This window comes from Legionella nigrisilvae (assembly GCF_977063395.2).
Genome location: NZ_CDRUGZ020000011.1, coordinates 157247 through 174615, shown reverse-complemented (window position 1 = coordinate 174615; position 17369 = coordinate 157247). Strand labels below are relative to the sequence as shown.

Sequence of the window (17369 nt, the reverse complement as noted above, 5' to 3'; positions counted from 1 at the left end):
CCTCTTATTGTCTTAATAGAATTCTCCAAAATAATTCTAGTTATACTACTCCTAATTGATTGTTATTATCAGGCACTTTGCTGTTTTCTAAGTCTTTAAGTGATATTTTTAGTGATGTCTTTACTGATTCAACTCGATGAAACATTGAATGGATCCCCAAAGGGTTAATCACATTGAGGTTACCTTGCTGTAGGTTACTAAAGTTGAAAGTAACTATAAGATAAAGGCAATTAATTATTTTGCTTAACATATCTACTAAGCCGCTTTGCTTTTGTAACTCCTTTGTTGCGTCAGGGTCAGATAACAAAGCGGTGCATGACGCTGCGAAATCTTTTCGTGTGATCTTAGATTCTGGAGCTATAAATTTTTCTTTTTCATCCATTAAACTTTTATGAAGTTTATATAATTCGGCACTTGCACCGCTTTCTGTTTCTAGCAACTCATCTGCTTTTTCCAACATTTTTTGCAGATATGCATTAAATTCCACTATATCCAATAGATCATTTCTCAGAATATTTTTGCTTTTAATTGAGTAGAACTTAGAGTTAACCAAAGAAAACCAATGGCTATTAGCTGAGTTATTTAAAATAATATCTGGATTACCGTGTTCATCCGATGAGAAATAGGGTGTTCCATCGCGATATATTTGTAAACCCATGGGTGTCTCATAACGTATCGCAACATGTTCTGCGTCAATCCGTTCTCGTATTTCCCCTTGAAGTTTACAATGCATGAGCATAAGGGTTTCTTCAGTTCCCCATTTGTAATTAGTATCTAAATGATTAATATAAGCCTCAAGATTTTGGTGGTCTTCTTCGAAAAAAAAGGCTACAGTCATATCACCTATTATGTCCGTTAAACGTTGTTTTGCACGGAACATGTAGCTTCCAATCTCTGCAAGTGATTTTGGAGCCTCTGTTTCGGCAAACCACTCATCATTAAAGATACTTATTAATTCTTCGAATTTTGTACCTATAAAACGCTGCATTTCTTGGGGTATATTTTCAACTTTAAATATTTCTGCTTGATTGAAATTTTCATTATCAAAACTATCTGTTTCAAATAATAAAAGAGCAGGATGTTTTTTTTCCGCAAGTAATTTTTTGAAAAGAAAGATCATGCCATAATTGGCTGCTGTATAGAGTGATGAACCTTTGGGATTGGCTAAAAAATTTTCTCGAGTCATCTCTGCAGCATAGTGTCTCAAGGCAGGGCCAAGTATCGGTTCAATGATTCTTTTTATGTGGAGTAACGTAAAGGGTTTATTTTTTTCATTTTCTAATAAATAAAAAAGTTTTGCTTTTTCTTCAGCACCTAATTCCAGTCTGTTAAATATGTTCTCTGCGTTTGCTCTATTCCTATTGTTACGCAAATGATACATTAATGAGATGCCATAGGCATAATAAAGACAGTTTCCATCACTGCTGTTATCTACTTTTTTTAATTTAGGCATAATAAAACTTATATACTAGTTATATAAAAGATTAGGATTCATGGTTATGAAAAAATAACAAATAACCAAGGTGTATGATAATATAACAAAAGGAATTAATATGCACACAATAAGAATTTTTTTTGGTTCTTTCATAAAGGAGATATAGCTGACAGAATTATAACGAATAGAAGGTTAAGTCCAACTTAATGCCATTATTGTTTAAGAAAAGCATCCTTCAAATTGAGTGTAAGGTAGGTCTAAGGTATGATTTACTTTTTTTGTTACTGGCAACACACAAAATGAAAAGAACGGTCGAAGTTGTTTCTTATAATTCATTATGGCCTGAACTTTTTGCAAAAGAAGCACGCCAAATAAAGCATACACTCGGGAACAATTGTATAGCCATCCATCATATAGGCTCAACATCGGTTCCAGGGTTAAGTGCAAAGCCTATTATTGATATCCTTCCTGTTGTTCAAGATATTTTGCTCGTAGATAAAGCTTCAAAAGCAATGGAAACCATTGGTTATTCTACTATGGGTGAGTATGGCATTCCATTTCGTCGTTTTTTTCAAAAAGGAGCATTAGTAAGAACTCACAATGTACATGTTTTTGAAGAGAACAATTCAGAAATTGAACGGCATTTGAATTTTCGAGATTGGATGAGATCCCATCCAAGTGATAGTGATACTTATGCAACACTGAAAATAGACTTAGCAAAACAGTTTCCCAATGATATTACCGCTTATTGTCTAGGGAAAGAGGAATTTATTACTCAAATCGAGGCTAAAACTGGCTTTACTAAGCTTCGCATCGTGAAAGCATTAACGCCTCTAGAATGGCAATCAGCACGTACTTTTCGTCAAAAATATTTTTTTGATAAAGTACCGATTTCAGATCCCTATACCTGGACATTTGATCATAAGGACCACATACATTTTGTTCTTTATCAAGGAACGAACCGAGTTGGGTATGCCCATATCCAATTCTGGCCAAATCAAAGAGCTGCATTAAGAATAATTGTGATCGATGAGGTCTATCGTAATAAGGGTATAGGAAGTAATTTCTTAACTCTTATTGAAAGATGGTTACAGCATATGGGCATTATTAAACTAAACATACAATCCTCTCCTGAAGCGATAAATTTTTATTTGCATCATCAATACGTTAACATGCCATTTGATGATCCTGACCATCATGAAAGTGATCCGCGCGACATTGAAATTGGAAAAATATTATGATTAGTAAAATATACTAGGGCTTAATATTCACTGCTAAACTTAATGAATGCCAACTATTCAAGTGAAACCACAATGATAAATCACCAAATTGAAATATTCTTCCAGTCAAAAGCCTTTGCTGTTATTGGGGCTTCCTCTAATCGGTCAAAATATGGTAATAAGGTCTTACGTTGTTATCTTGAGAACAATAAAACAGTTTATCCAGTAAATCCTCAAGAGGATTTAATTGAAGGCGTATCTGTCGTGCATTCAGTGAGGGAATTACCCGATGAGGTGGAAAGTATTTCCATTATAACGCCACCAGCTATTACTGAGAAAATTGTGGAAGAAGCGATTAAAAAAAGGATTAAAAACATTTGGATGCAGCCTGGAGCCGAAAGCGACTTAGCCATTCAAAATTGTAAACATCATAATATCAATATCATAGCCCAAGGGCCTTGTATTTTAGTTATTCTGAATTATGTTGGACATTAAAATTTTTGTACTTTTAATAAACGCTCTCAAATTATACATTGAAAAAGTACTTATGTATGAATTATTGCCTGCAATTAAGAGGGATACAATATGTATATGTGGTTTGAACTATTAGTTTTGTTGATCCTTATTTTAATCTCCGCGCAACTATTTTCTAATGCGCTTGAGTATTTTGGTGAAAAAATAGATATTTCAACGGGGGTTACTGGTTCAATATTTGCTGCTATATCGACTGCGCTTCCTGAAACTACAGTGCCGATTCTTGCAATCATTGCAGGAACGGCTGATCGACAAGTAAATGAAGAAATTAGTGTAGGAGCAATCTTAGGTGCCCCGTTAATGTTATCCACTTTATCAACTTTTATCATGACGTGTTCAGTTATTAAAAAAAGAGGCTTAAATGGATATATAACACCCGAACGCACTGGTTTTGAACGTGATATGACTTTTTTCTTAGTCGCTTTCACATTCGCAGCCTTAGCGATGTTCCTTCCCTTAGAACCAAACTACATCCGTATTCTATTTTGCATTATTCTTGTTACTCTCTATTTTATTTACTTGATGCTCACTTTCAGAGCCTCTAAGGCGTTGGTTGAAGATGGTCATTCGGTAATCACAAACGAACCCTTATTGATCACTAAACTCGGGTTAAAAAACAACCTTCTAACCATTTTGATCCAATTAATTTTGGGTTTATTTTTATTAGTATTGAGTGCAAAAGGGTTCATTCACGGAGTACAGCAGGCGGCTAACTCTCTAGGCATACCCGTTTTGCTTTTATCATTATTAGTCATTCCTATAGCAACGGAATTACCCGAAAAAGTGAATAGTGTGATTTGGGTAAGAAAAGGTCAAGATACTCTAGCTTTTGGCAATATAACCGGCGCGATGGTTTTTCAGGGTACTTTACTTCCTGCATTAGGAATACTCCTAACACCTTGGGAGCCCTCTAGAATAGTCCTCACCGGTATTCTTGTAACCTATATTGCTACAGCATGGCTAAGATTTAATATTGGCACTCGTGGAATTCAAATAAAGGCATTACTGTTGAATGGAGTTTTATATTTAGCCTACCTAGTAATTGTACTTTCATAAAAGGTTGTAAGAACCCAGTTGTACCTTATTGAAAAATTAACTATTTACAGGTTATAAACTCATCCAATAAACTCAATAATGGCAATTCATTGCATTATCTCATAAGCGGAGTATTTATTTATGAAATTTGATGCCGTTGTCCTTGGCGGTGGAATTGTAGGAGTATCGGTTGCAATTCATTTACAAATGCGAGGGCGTTCTGTGGCATTAATTGATTTGAAGGCACCCGGAAGTGAAACCTCTTTTGGAAATGCCGGATTGATCCAACGTGAAGGGGTATATCCTTATCCATTTCCAAGAGATATGGCCTCCTTATTCAAGTATGCTTTGAATTGTTCCCCTGAGGTTAGGTATCATCCTAAATCGCTTATAAGGCTTGCACCGTTTCTATGGAAATACTGGGTGAATTCTCATTCATTGCGCCATGCAGAGATTGCCCGTTCCTATGCAACTTTAATTCAACATAGCGTTACGGAACATCATTTTTTAGCTGAGCAAGCAGGCGTAAGCCATTTATTCCATTCTGGTGGATGGATAAAGATATTTCGAACTGCAAAAAAACAAGATATGGAAATGCGATTTGCTGAACAATGCAAAAATGAATATGGAATCCGATTCGAGTATTTGGACTCAGCTTCGATATCTCAAGCAGAACCTCATCTGGATAAATCTTTGTTAGGAGGTTTTCGTTATATTGATTCTGAGGCGGTGAATGATCCAGCTGCCTTAGTTGCAGCCTATGCACATTATTTTGAACATCTTGGTGGCCGCTTTTTTTGGGGTGACGCATTCACTTTAGCGGAGCAATGGACGGTCAACACAGAGAAGGGTTTGCTTAAAGCCGACACGGCAGTCATTGCATTGGGACCATGGTCAGATACTTTATGCTCTCGACTGGGATATCATTTACCCCTCGCAGTCAAACGCGGATACCATATGCATTATTCCATGAGACATAATGTCCAACTTAATCATCCAATACTTGATGTAGAAAATGGCTATCTGTTAGCACCAATGCGTCGAGGAATTCGTCTCACTACGGGAGCTGAGTTTGCATCACGAGACTCAAAAAAAACTCCAGTGCAACTCAAGTTGGTAGAACCTATTGCACGCTCTCTTTTTCCAATTACAACCCGACTCGATGAAACTCCCTGGATGGGATGTAGACCTTGTACACCGGATATGCTTCCTATTATTGGCCAAGCTCCCCGGCATAAAAAGCTTTGGTTTGCATTCGGACATGCTCATCACGGTTTGACGCTTGGGCCTGTGACTGGACGTTTAATTGCAGAAATGATAACAGAAGGGGACTTAATCGCAGATCCATTACCATTTAGTGCAAATCGATTTACTTCATGAGATGGTCAATTTGATGTGTTCTCAAGTTAAATATGTGATTAAATATCTATAACAGCAGGATAAATTGAGTCTTATAAGTTGGAGAGAGCATGGAGGGTTCAGTAAATATTATTATTGATTTTAAAGAAAATGAAGCTATTTCTAAAATCATCAATGAAAATCTAAAAAATTATAACGAATCAATTATTGGGAAGTATGAAGCAAAACCATTTATTATCTATGTGCAAAATGATTCGTCTGAAATTTGTGGTGGGATTAAAGGAGATGTATTCGGTCCCTTATGCAGGGTGTTTACTGTGTGGGTCCATGAAAAATATCGCCGTAAAGGATTAGGGCGAGATCTATTCGCGACTCTAGAAACTTTCGCGAAAGAAAATAATTGCACTATGATCCAACTTGATACGGCAGAGTTTCAAGCGAAAGGTTTCTATGAGAAACTTGGTTATCAAGTGATTGCCACATTGCCAGATAATTTTATAGGTTATACCAGTTACATCTTAAGAAAAAAATTGATCTAAAGACAATAAACTTTTTGCAGCTTATCTAATCGTTTCATACCTCGCGTTTCGGCAAACAAATTGGCGTTGGGTATTTTCCATTTCCTTGTCGATGTGCAATATTCAGGACACTTCCTTAATAAATTTATTAATTGACATAACCTGAAATTTATTCCCATAGTAAGGTACATTTATAAATGGATTTACTTAATGCATCAAAAAAAATTAATTGCCAATGGATTTCTGGTCGTATTAGAGTTTTTTAGTGTTCCTGATTATGCGTTTAATTCAGGTGACCTCCTGAACAAAACTCTAATTTCCCCTTATAGTATTACAAACACTCCCCTTAACCATTTTAATGTTTATGGTAGTCAATGGTTATTCTCAAGTTTTATTCAAAATGATGGGGATATATTAGCGACAGGTCTTACTCCAATTGAGCAAATCTCTGGGCCTGGAGAAGGCGATAACATACTAATAAATAACGGTCGGATTATCGTAACAACCGAGCCTTCTGGGACGGGTTGGTCTGATGTAATTCAAACCAGTGACGATGGTAGTAATATCATTATAAATTCTGGGTTGATGACCACTGGAGGCTCGAATGATGGGGATGGTGCAGCATCTATCATCCAGAGTAGTGTTAGTGGTAATAATATTATCACAAATGAGAGTACTGGAACGATCTCTGGGGGAAAAGGTGGTGGTACCGGAAATGGAGGCAATGGTATCGAAATAAGCACAACAACAGGCAGTTCATCAGTTACAAATGCGGGTGTTATCCGTGCCGGTGATGCGGGAATTGGAGGAACTAATGGTGGAACAGGCATCAGAGGAAATAATCTTAGTGTGGTAAATTCAGGTACTATTGAAGGTGGTTTGGTTGGTTCAGGCCGTGCAAATGCCATCGAGTTTTCTGGTGGAGTTAATGTCCTGGAATTACGTAATGGCTCTAATATACTAGGAAATGTCCAGGCTTTTAGTCTTAGTGATACCTTTATTCTAGGTGGTTCAGAAGACAGTACTTTGAATGTGTCTGCCATAGGGACGCAATATCTGAATTTTGGAGTTTTCGAAAAGCAGGGTTCAAGTATCTGGACACTCGTTGGTACATCAAACACAGTGATGGATTGGAATATCAGAGAAGGTGTTTTAGCTATTTCAGACAATGGGAGCCTTGGGGCTTCGTCCGGCGATTTGCTATTTGATGGCGGTGGATTACAAACGCTTGGGAATGTAGCAACCAGTAGAACTACCTTTGTAAGTGCAAATGGTGCTACCTTCATAACTAATGAAAATACTACCCTGGATCATTCTGGCGTCATTTCGGGAGCGGGTTCTCTGGTGAAAGAGGGCTTAGGTACATTGGTATTACAGGGGATAAATACCTACTTAGGCGGTACTTCGATTGCATCGGGTGTGTTAAGTATTTCTCAAGATGCGAATTTGGGGAATGCCACAGGAGGTCTTGTTTTTAATGGAGGAACTTTGCGTAACACGGGCAATATTTCCAGCAACCGTGCAGTAAGTTTAGATGGCAATGGCACTTTTGAGACTTTGGCTGATTTAACCTTAAATGGAGTTATGGGCGGAGTTGGTTCGCTGCTAAAGAGTGGAAGTAGTGCATTAATACTCAATGGTAAAAACACCTATATTGGTACCACACTTATTAATGAAGGTACCTTGTCTTTGGGAGCTTCTGGAAGTATAGCCTCCAGTGCTGTTGTGAATTTAACCAGTAGTGCTGCTGTTTTGGATATTGGTTCGGGCAGTAATCAAACGATACAGGATTTAATAGGTGTTGCTGGCAGCCAGGCGGATATTGACGGAAGTCTTTCCTTTGGAACGGCAAATTCAACTACCTTTAGTGGAGTATTCCAGGGTACTGGAGAATTAACCAAGCAGGGTGGTGGCACAGTTGTTTTGGCAGGAGATAGTGGCGGCTTTACTGGAAACACTCTCCTTAAAGAAGGAGGATTGCACATCACGGGCAGTTTAGCCAGCAGTAATATAACAGTGGCTTCCGGGGCATTCTTAAGTGGCGGCAATGGGGCAACGATTGGTAAAACGGTGACAGTTAATGGGACACTGATTGGTGTGGGTGGTGAAGTATTAACGATGGAATCGCTGCTATTAGGTAGTAGCAGTACACTGGATGTTACCCTTGGCAGTCCGAGCGGCGATCCATTATTCATAGTAAATAATGACCTGACGCTGGATGGCACCCTAAGTATCAATCAGACTCAAGGCTTTGGTGCGGGCGTGTATCGACTGATGAATTATGGCGGCAGTTTGACGGACAATGGATTAGAAACGAACAACTCCAATTATAAAATACAAACGTCTGTAGCTAATCAAGTAAATCTGGTGAACAGTACCGGTGTAACTTTAAATTTCTGGGATGGCTCAGGCCCATTTAACAATGGCGTGGTAAACGGTGGTACAGGGACCTGGAATTTGACTAATGACAATTGGACTGATAGCAGCGGTACTTTGAATGCACCCTATAAGTCTAATAATGCATTTGCAGTATTTGAAGGAGCAGCCGGTACGATTACTATAGACAATAGTGATGGTCAGGTTAGTGCTACAGGTCTGCAGTTCGCAGTGGATGGATATACGCTAACGGGAGCCTCTCTTTTGCTGACGGAGGCTGCTACAATTCGGGTTGGCGATGGCAGTTTTTTGGGTTCAGCAATGACAGCAACCATTGATGCGGTGCTGGATGGTGTTGATGGCTTAACCAAGACAGACTTGGGTACTTTGGTTTTACAGGGGTTAAACACGTACACAGGCGATACTACGATTGCTTCAGGAGTGTTAAGTATCTCTCAAAATGCCAATTTGGGTAATGCCACTGGAGGTCTTGTTTTTACCGGAGGTACTTTGCGTAACACCGCTACTATTACCAATAGCCGCTCAGTGTCCTTAAATGGGGAGGGCACCTTTGAAACCCAGGCGGATTTAATCTTAAATGGCATCATTAACGGAACTGGGGCGTTGATAAAAACCGGCAGCAGCGCATTGATACTTAATAGCAATAATACATTTACCGGCCACACATTTATCAACGAAGGGACCTTAACTTTGGGGGCTGGTGGGAAAATTGCGTCCAGTGCCGGTGTGAACTTAACCGGTAGTACTGGTGTTTTAGCAATTGGTTCGGGCAGTAATCAATCGATACAGGACTTAGCTGGTGTTGCAGGCAGCCTGGTGAATGTTGACGGTAGCTTGTTGTTTGGTACGGTACATTCCACTGAGTTTGCAGGAGCTTTTCAAGGAACAGGAGAATTAACGAAGCGAGGTTTAGGTGTGTTTGCGCTCACTAGCGACAGCAGTGAATTTGCAGGCTCCATGACGGTCAACGAGGGCGTTCTTAATGTCAATGGCATCCTGGGTGGTGATTTGCTGATAAATCGGGATGGTTCATTAAGGGGAAGTGGAACTGTAGGAGATGTCACAGTAGACGGCACTATTGCTCCTGGCAACTCCATAGGTACTCTGACGGTTAGCGGTAATTATACCCAAACGACGAATTCTGTTTATGAAGTGGAAATTAACTCCCAGGGACAATCCGATTTCATTGATGTAAGCGGTACGGCTAATATTGCTGGTACGGTGGAAGTATTAGGGGCTCCCGGGACTTATGTAGCGAACACCGAGTATACTATATTGCACGCTGATTCTGGAGTGACCGGACAATATGATGTTCTTAATCAGTTAATGCCTTTTCTGGATTTAAACCTAAATTACGACAGCAACAATGTATATTTGGTGGTTTTACGCTCGGCTATTCTTTTTGCTGATTTGGCGAGTACACCCAATGAGATAGCCACGGCTAATGCCGTAGAAAGCCTGGGAGCAGGCAATCAAGTGTATGATGCCATGGCTAATTTGTTAAATGCACAGCAGGTACAACGAGCGCTCAATAGCTTATCTGGAGAAATTTATGCTTCAGCGCTTGGAGCATTTATTGAGGAGAGCAGATATCTGCGTTCTGCGGTATTAAATCATTTGCAGCAAGTATTTGCGGACCGCGGAAGTGTGTTTGTGGATAAGTTTGGCAAACATATAATAGACCCTCAAGATGGTTGGTCATTTTGGAGTGACGGATATGGTTCCTGGGGTGATTTGGAGGGAAATGGCAATGCAGCGACCTTAAACCGTTCTACGGGTGGAGTATTTCTGGGAACCGACGGAATGTTCGGTGAGGCTTTTCGTTTGGGGATCGTGGGTGGATATAGCCATAGTAACTTTAATGTAAATACCAGGAGCTCATCCGCTGTCAGTGAAAATTATTATCTTGGAGCCTATGGCGGTGCCCGCTTCAATAGTTGGGGTATACGTGTGGGAGGTGCGTATGCTTGGGATAATGTTGATATAAATCGCGACGTAATTTTTCCTGGGTTTAGCAATCATCTCATGTCAAACTTCCATGCACACACTGGACAGATTTTTGCTGAAACCGGATATAGTATGAATGTCAAGCGTGTGGAGTTAGAGCCTTTTGTAGGTATCGCCTATGTGAACGTTGATAACGACCGGTGGGCAGAGCGAGGTGGACTTTCGGCTTTGAGAGGTGAGGGAAGTGACCATGTGTTTTACTCCACACTGGGTGCTCGGGAGACGAGTAATTTATATAAGGGAGAACGTTTTACAGTCAGCGAGAACATTCTGTTAGGTTGGCAACATGCCTATAATGGCCTAACTCCCCAAGTTCTGCAGCACTTTGTAAGTGGTGGCATACCTTTTCAAATCAGTGGTGTTCCCATTGCCAAGGATTCGTTGCTAATTGATGCGGGTTTAAATTGGTCAAATCATCCAGGCCATTTGAATTTACGGCTGTCCTACATTGGGCAGTTAAGTGAAAGGGTGCATGATAATGGGATCGCTGGCGTGTTCTCATGGCGTGGCTAAGTCAAAGTACTTTGATAGGCCCGTTCTTAAGCGATTTATATCTCAGCTCCACGTCCCTTCATGAGGGACGTTGCTGAGAAAAAATAGATTTACAGCAGAAAAGTTTATTTATAGCTCATTCTATGAGATGCTTTTTCTACTTCTATTTCCGCTTCTGGTCGACTATTTAACTTGTTCAGTTCACGCTCCAATGATCGAGCCCACTTATAAACCCCATTTGTTGTTTCAATAGCTTGAGGTTTGAAAAAACTATCGGAAACTCCATTTTTTTTGAGCTCAGCCTTTAAATGTTGTATTCCAGCCAATAGACAACGTTTGACACTTTTCGCACAGTTATTTTGTATGAAACAATAACTTTCATTACTCTCTTTTTCCATTGCATTTATAACTGCTAACTCATTAATATGATAGCGTAAACCGCTTTCACTAGTGGGTAGTTGGATTGAATGCTCTGGATGTTTGCCTTCTGTTTTATTTGAATTTAGCAATAAATTTTCTTTTCGGGAAAGAAAATCTGCTCGATTTCGAACGTTTGCTTTTAATAATTCAACAGCAGTCTCATCCATGCCGTTTATTCTTTGATTAAGTTCTTGAATTTGACTCTGAAGCAGTATGATTTCCTTAGCTGTTTGATCTAGTTCTTCTTGACTCGTTTTTAACTGTGCCTGGTAATTAATTTGAGTTTGTTCAATATTTTTTTCAAGAACAACCAAAGCTTGATTGAGTGTTTCATTCTCTTTCTGCAAATCGTTTAACTCTAGAGTTAAACGAAATATTTCAGCGATTGTCTTTGCATCAGGTTTAGTAATTTTATTTAAATAATTTAGTAGCCTAGTAGGAAAAATAGTTTTTTTAGTATTTTTTAATACTTGCGCGGCTATCTCATTCTTTGTTTTCTTTAATGCATCCAGTTCAGTCTGAGAGTGTTCGACAAGTTGATTATATGAAAGAATCAAATTTTGTTGTTTGATTATTAATTGATTGAGTTTTTCTACGGCAGTTCTTCTATTATCTATATCCCCATCAATATTCCAAACTTTAACGGTTGCATCAAGATTAATTCTCTTGGCATCATCGATCTTTTTTTGTTTCTTTCTATAGGCAGGATGTTCAATAGCAAGAGTACGGCTATTACTATCTTCTCTTTTCATATCCGAATCATGATCTGATATCTCTGGTTTTGTGCCTTTAGCTTTCGGAGCAAGATGTAAGAGATTGAAAAAATCCCGAAATAACTCTCCTGAAGAGGGTCTTTCTTCTGGCCAGAAACTATGTGTTACTTGAACGCTTCGAAGCGCTTTACGTTTATAATACCTACCAGATTGACCGACAATGGCCTCAGGAACATAACATAGACTTTTCTTGGCGCATAAGATAGATGATTTATCCTCTAATTTTGCAAATCCTGGAGAGTGTTCATTAAGTTCCATAACAAAATTAGCATGTCCAATATGTTCCCCTTTATCCTCAGAGGCTAATAAAGGGCCAAAAAAACGATTTTTAATTCGTTTGCCCAAAATCTGTGTTGTAGAGAGCCAAACATTTACTTGAATCATACCTTTTTTATACCTTTTTTATTTACATCCTGTACTATTAAATAATCAAAAAACTTGATTGAAAATCAAGTAGCTAAAAAAAATGTTATATTGTATCTTATATTAAACTCTTTGTTTTTCAAGCACTCAGTTCCATCTTTATGTAGAAAAATTTAAATGCATTAAAAACTAAGAACTGTTTATTTTCTAAATGATAAAACGCTAGTACATTGTTCAATGAGATCAATAATAAATAATATAGAGGCTTTGATATCAAGCACATATAAAGGTCCCACAGCCATTTGAAAATGGGACATCTTAAATTTAAAAAGAGCATCCACTCTTGATTTAATAATAATAAATTGAGTAGATTGGTAGATTATTCTGTGCATTGACTTATTATTGCTCTGTAGCAAAAGCTATTTCAACAACGTTGTTAGGATTAAACATCTCTTTAAAATGTTTAAAGCTTTCAAGTCTGGACTGATAGCTTTGATTCTGGGAAAGCAAGTCTAGTCCATACACTGCTATATCTTCGACAATGCGTTCATGTCTGTAATAAGATAAAATTGTTTTATCAACGGTAGTTCGACCATATCCTTCATAAAAATAAGGAATTTCCTGAGATGCATTCCATACATTACCCACGCCACCACCAATAAACATCAAATCACGTTCCTTAGGAGCTAGAATAGGTTCATCCCAATCAATAATATAAATTGCCTCCTCATTAACCACCAATACATTACCCGCATGGATATCAGAATGGCATAATACGTATTCATCGATATCGGGTTGAATTTTTTTAGAAAGTGCTTCTGAGGAATCCACTAAATGTTTAATTGCGTCAATATGCTGATTATAAAAAGATTTGAAGTCAGTAGCAATCATATCATCTGAACTATCCAAGCTCATTTTAGTATAAAAGGATTTGACGATATCGCGCCATTGGGATGAATACATTTCTTTTCTTAAATGTTTTTTAACAGATGGCGGCAAAGGGGTTTCATGAATTTGTCTTAATACTTTCCCCAGCTGACACCACTGTTTTTTTGTTAACTTTTCATCAAATCCATTCGGTGCTTGTATAAATGGATACACAATTATTTTAACATGCTCTATTTGTTGAAATAGTTTTGCTTCGAGTGTTGGCAGAGGTACTATAATTTCTTTTATTCCTGAATCCTGCAAGAGACGGATGATTGACAAATTAATTTCATCGTAATGCCCGTATTTCAGCTTCACAAAATAAGAATTGGTTTCTGAATCCGCTTTATATGCAAACGAATTCATATCCGCTCCACTCTGGATGAGTTGTGCCGAATGAATGAAAATTCCAAAATGAACATTTAAAAGCTCAATGATTTGTTGCTCTTGAAAGTGTTGCTTGAACATAAGCTATTTATTTTTAGTCATAGGGGTTATTCAAGGGACTGTCTCTATAAATCAGGAATAACTCCAGTATCTACAAAGTTTCTGCGGTTCTTTTATATTATTCCAATAAAGGGTAATTTTTCAATTTTCTTTCAATAATTGTTTTTTAAAGTTATCCAATCTCTATCTCTGTTAATTTGATATCTATTGATCAGTCTGTTTAATAATTGTGCTATAATTTCATTCAAGTTGAAGAGAAGCAGTTTCATGCAGGCTGGTTATAATGAAAATTTTAGAAATTTATCGCACTAATGAATGGTTAACTGATAATACCAGACGGCAAAAATTCAGAGAAATGACAAAGAACGATTTTATTGACAGCACAAAAAAAGTGCTGAAAGCAGTTCCTATACTTACTATTGCAGGGGCTGGATTTAGTAAAGGTTTACAGGAAAACTCTATTGGCTTAACGAACCTTAGCTTACATATTTTAAAAGAGGTTCATAACGGAATAGGTTATAGTGGCAAATTTAATGAATGCGAATTTTATGAACCAATTGACCTAACTACACAAAGGTTTCAGAGAGATGCCGCTTCTGATTTAGCATCACCTTTTGTGAAATTATGGCTGGTAACAGACGACGAGGAAGTTAAAGGGCCAGAGATAACCCGGGGTGTTTTGTTCCATAGCCATACCGAAGCAATAAAATTTCAAGAAATGTATCCGAGTTTAGAAGCGTATACTCAATCCTCTTTTTATAAGGCACCCAACCAAATAGTTTGCCTAATTACTGAAAACACACTACCAGTTTTTGATGAGGAGCTAGACAATTTTCTTGCGAATCAAGGAAAATCTTACGGTATTTTAGCAGGAAGACCTGAAATTACTGCAAGGAATTTTAGATTTATACGTTTATATGAAGGACAGCCTGAAAATTTAGTGATAGGTTCTGATGGAAGTAATTTAATAGAAATTGATTTTCCAGAAGCTGTAAGTAAAAAAGACTATAATAAATACTTTCCAAGAACTGCTGAGCAAAGCCGGGTAGAAGACGTTACGCAACTGGTTAATTCTAACTTAAAAATGATTGAAGAAGAGGTCGCTGAGCTTGAGCTGTCTAATGACGAAGAGGAATCTCATCAAAGAAGGGATGAACGGGAAAAAGTAGATGAGCTTAAAAGTACAGAATATTATGAATTTTTAGCTGAAGAATCTGAGACCACTGATTTAACTCAAAATGAAGAATCAGAGCATAAATCAGAGAAAAAAACCCAAAAAAAGAATGACTCTGATGCTGAAAAAGAAGATATTTCCGACGAAATGAATAGGGAACCTACTGCATCAAAAACTTCCAGTGATCTACCCGAGGAGAAAAAAGCTCCCCTAACAAAAAGCTCGAGTCCCTTAGCACGCTCCATGAAAAAAGGGGTCTTTAAGACTTTAGAAAAAGAGGCGGTGGATTCTGATAAGAAGGCTGAATCAGTAGTACAACCTAAGGATACTCCGTAAAATAAAAATAGTGCGAATTGAGTGAAATTCGATCTTTGACCATAATTTATGGTAGAATTGCGGCCTCATTTTGGAGGTTATGCATGCAAGAAAGTTACCTAAAAACTATTGAGCTACCTCGCATTATCCAACTTGCACTACGCGGTAATGCTGAAGCCATTCGAAAGCATCTAGGAGAGCATCCTGAAGACTTATATAGCACCGAACCTAACAATCAAGCAACAGCTTTTCATTTAGCAGCTTATTGCGGACACATAGAAGCTTTAAAATGTTTGCTGCAATTTGGGAACTCAAATGATTTATTGAAAGAAGACAAAGAGAAGAATTCTGTCTTAGATGTAACCCTTGATAGCCGAAGACCGTCTGCAGCTGTTTTCCAATACCTTTTATTTGAAGCTAAAGTTCCTTTTGGTAACAAGACTCTTTTGTTACTAAAGAAGAAATATGAACTTTTTGTTATCAAAATAAAAGAAGCTAACTCAATTGATGAAGCCAATGAACGTATTAAACAATTGGATTCTTTATTAGAACATGCAGGTCATCCTGAATGGGAATTAAGACGTCGAACAGATTTTGCCAAACCACGATTATCAAGTTTAGCGGAACTAACTGCTACACTCGTTAAATCAATGCACTTAGACGAAGCTGCCATCAGCAAACTTCCTAATAAAATCAAGCAACAAATTACTTATACACCCCAAAGTTTGAAATATTTAACTGCATTTGCAGTAAAAAACAAAGTTCCTGGCGGTAGTGAGTTACCAACTGACCAAGTGAATGAAGAATGCTTGGATGCAATAAAAGCAGCCATCAAACTTTAAATCAATTTTGCCTGAATCATAGCCTTCAGCTGTATCTCAGCCCTCATGCTGGAAGACCTCAGATCCTTATTTTATTGGGTCTGAGTTTGGGGTAAAAATATACTACATGTCTATAATTTATATATTAGATATAACAATTTTGAAACTATGAACGAACTGCCTGTGGGACAGGAATGGTTTATCGAAAGCGTGCAGAGTTTAGGATACAGAGGAAATCCAAACGGCATGTGCTTTGGACTTTGCCAAATGGCACACAAGCAGTTCTATTAGGGAGTACGATCTATTTAAAGAACGACTTAAACAAATGGCTGCGATTCCTACAGAATATTTTCCTCAAGAAATGGAGAAAATAAAAGAGGAGAGGGTGGCTATTTCAAAAAGCTAGTTAACGATGTACTCGAGGAAAGAAATCTAGGCAATAATTTCTATCCCATAGATAACTATATAAATAATAATCTAGCTAATGAACAATTTACGAAATTAATACATGCCTTAGCTAGAAGATCGAGCTCGACTTACTATTGATATGTTTTTAGATGTGTTGAATTATATGCAACCCACGCCCACTCCATATTGTTTCAAGGTAAAATGAAGCATCAAATTACTGATGCTGCAGCTTCTTTGTTACTTCCTCCTCAAATACTGGAAGGGGTTCCTTTTGTCCCTGTTTTTAGTGGGTCTTATACCACCTGGGATCTATATAGTTATCTGGGACTACTTCAACAAAAATTGAAAGATTGCAAAAATCCTGTCTCTTTACGCTTAATACCAGCTTCAAATGAAGACAAAGAGAAATTTAATGCCAAAACACTTTCTAAGGCGATAGGATGTGGAAATCTGGAGCTTGTAAAAATATTATTAGAAGCAGGTGTGGATCCTGATTAGACTGATAAACGTATCGGGAAATCTCCTTTGGAGTTTGCAAAATAAGTTAATTCAGCACAAAGTAAAAACCCAGTTTTTCAAGATATTTATGAAACACTGCAAACAAAAGCAGGATATGTTTTGCAAAAGATGGTACCTTCAAAAAGCAGTTAGTATCCATAAAAAAGGCAGAGGTAATGAAGGAATCTCCGCCTATGGAGGCAAACAAAATTAATGTCTATTCGTA

12 protein-coding genes are annotated in these 17369 nt (G+C 37.9%); 9 read left to right on the top strand and 3 right to left on the bottom strand.

What is annotated here, in order from left to right; translation table 11 throughout:
- Positions 1-40: 40 nt before the first annotated feature.
- Positions 41-1453, bottom strand: coding sequence for a hypothetical protein (locus ACWTE2_RS00805; RefSeq protein ID WP_454783751.1), 1413 nt, complete (start codon positions 1451-1453; stop codon positions 41-43).
- Between the two features lie 281 nt (positions 1454-1734).
- Here ACWTE2_RS00805 and ACWTE2_RS00800 point away from each other — a divergent pair, with 281 nt between their 5' ends.
- From ACWTE2_RS00800 to ACWTE2_RS00775, 6 genes are all read left to right on the top strand, one after another.
- Positions 1735-2676, top strand: coding sequence for a GNAT family N-acetyltransferase (locus ACWTE2_RS00800; RefSeq protein WP_454783750.1), 942 nt, complete (start codon positions 1735-1737; stop codon positions 2674-2676).
- Between the two features lie 72 nt (positions 2677-2748).
- Entirely contained in the window at positions 2749-3150 is a 402-nt protein-coding gene (locus ACWTE2_RS00795) for a CoA-binding protein (RefSeq protein ID WP_454783749.1), read from the top strand.
- A gap of 90 nt (positions 3151-3240) precedes the next feature.
- The gene (locus ACWTE2_RS00790; protein WP_454783748.1) at positions 3241-4245 is read left to right on the top strand and encodes a sodium:calcium antiporter; all 1005 of its coding nucleotides are present in this window, start codon (positions 3241-3243) and stop codon (positions 4243-4245) included.
- A 120-nt stretch (positions 4246-4365) separates the two neighbouring features.
- On the top strand, positions 4366-5604 hold the full coding sequence (locus ACWTE2_RS00785; RefSeq protein ID WP_454783747.1) for an NAD(P)/FAD-dependent oxidoreductase: 1239 nt from the start codon (positions 4366-4368) through the stop codon (positions 5602-5604).
- An 89-nt stretch (positions 5605-5693) separates the two neighbouring features.
- The gene (locus ACWTE2_RS00780; protein WP_454783746.1) at positions 5694-6122 is read left to right on the top strand and encodes a GNAT family N-acetyltransferase; all 429 of its coding nucleotides are present in this window, start codon (positions 5694-5696) and stop codon (positions 6120-6122) included.
- A 189-nt stretch (positions 6123-6311) separates the two neighbouring features.
- On the top strand, positions 6312-11018 hold the full coding sequence (locus ACWTE2_RS00775) for an autotransporter domain-containing protein (protein ID WP_454783745.1): 4707 nt from the start codon (positions 6312-6314) through the stop codon (positions 11016-11018).
- A gap of 104 nt (positions 11019-11122) precedes the next feature.
- Here the strand turns inward: ACWTE2_RS00775 and ACWTE2_RS00770 are convergent, their stop codons facing one another.
- Positions 11123-12574, bottom strand: a complete 1452-nt coding sequence (locus ACWTE2_RS00770; RefSeq protein WP_454783744.1) for a coiled-coil domain-containing protein — start codon at positions 12572-12574, stop codon at positions 11123-11125.
- 378 nt (positions 12575-12952) lie between these two features.
- Positions 12953-13948, bottom strand: coding sequence for a phosphotransferase (locus ACWTE2_RS00765; protein ID WP_454783742.1), 996 nt, complete (start codon positions 13946-13948; stop codon positions 12953-12955).
- Between the two features lie 262 nt (positions 13949-14210).
- Here ACWTE2_RS00765 and ACWTE2_RS00760 point away from each other — a divergent pair, with 262 nt between their 5' ends.
- The 3 genes from ACWTE2_RS00760 (at position 14211) to ACWTE2_RS00750 (ending at position 17143) form a co-directional block, all read left to right on the top strand.
- The gene (locus ACWTE2_RS00760; RefSeq protein WP_454783741.1) at positions 14211-15437 is read left to right on the top strand and encodes a hypothetical protein; all 1227 of its coding nucleotides are present in this window, start codon (positions 14211-14213) and stop codon (positions 15435-15437) included.
- A gap of 83 nt (positions 15438-15520) precedes the next feature.
- Positions 15521-16258: an ankyrin repeat domain-containing protein gene (locus ACWTE2_RS00755; protein WP_454783740.1), complete on the top strand. Its 738-nt coding sequence runs from the start codon at positions 15521-15523 to the stop codon at positions 16256-16258.
- A 588-nt stretch (positions 16259-16846) separates the two neighbouring features.
- Entirely contained in the window at positions 16847-17143 is a 297-nt protein-coding gene (locus tag ACWTE2_RS00750) for an ankyrin repeat domain-containing protein (protein ID WP_454783739.1), read from the top strand.
- The last annotated feature ends 226 nt before the right edge of the window (positions 17144-17369 follow it).

Coding starts and splice junctions, on each gene's coding strand:
- ACWTE2_RS00805 (WP_454783751.1), bottom strand. CDS start 1,453: ATGCCTAAATTAAAAAAAGTAGATAACAGCAGTGATGGAAACTGTCTT.
- ACWTE2_RS00800 (WP_454783750.1), top strand. CDS start 1,735: ATGAAAAGAACGGTCGAAGTTGTTTCTTATAATTCATTATGGCCTGAA.
- ACWTE2_RS00795 (WP_454783749.1), top strand. CDS start 2,749: ATGATAAATCACCAAATTGAAATATTCTTCCAGTCAAAAGCCTTTGCT.
- ACWTE2_RS00790 (WP_454783748.1), top strand. CDS start 3,241: ATGTATATGTGGTTTGAACTATTAGTTTTGTTGATCCTTATTTTAATC.
- ACWTE2_RS00785 (WP_454783747.1), top strand. CDS start 4,366: ATGAAATTTGATGCCGTTGTCCTTGGCGGTGGAATTGTAGGAGTATCG.
- ACWTE2_RS00780 (WP_454783746.1), top strand. CDS start 5,694: ATGGAGGGTTCAGTAAATATTATTATTGATTTTAAAGAAAATGAAGCT.
- ACWTE2_RS00775 (WP_454783745.1), top strand. CDS start 6,312: ATGCATCAAAAAAAATTAATTGCCAATGGATTTCTGGTCGTATTAGAG.
- ACWTE2_RS00770 (WP_454783744.1), bottom strand. CDS start 12,574: ATGATTCAAGTAAATGTTTGGCTCTCTACAACACAGATTTTGGGCAAA.
- ACWTE2_RS00765 (WP_454783742.1), bottom strand. CDS start 13,948: ATGTTCAAGCAACACTTTCAAGAGCAACAAATCATTGAGCTTTTAAAT.
- ACWTE2_RS00760 (WP_454783741.1), top strand. CDS start 14,211: ATGAAAATTTTAGAAATTTATCGCACTAATGAATGGTTAACTGATAAT.
- ACWTE2_RS00755 (WP_454783740.1), top strand. CDS start 15,521: ATGCAAGAAAGTTACCTAAAAACTATTGAGCTACCTCGCATTATCCAA.
- ACWTE2_RS00750 (WP_454783739.1), top strand. CDS start 16,847: ATGAAGCATCAAATTACTGATGCTGCAGCTTCTTTGTTACTTCCTCCT.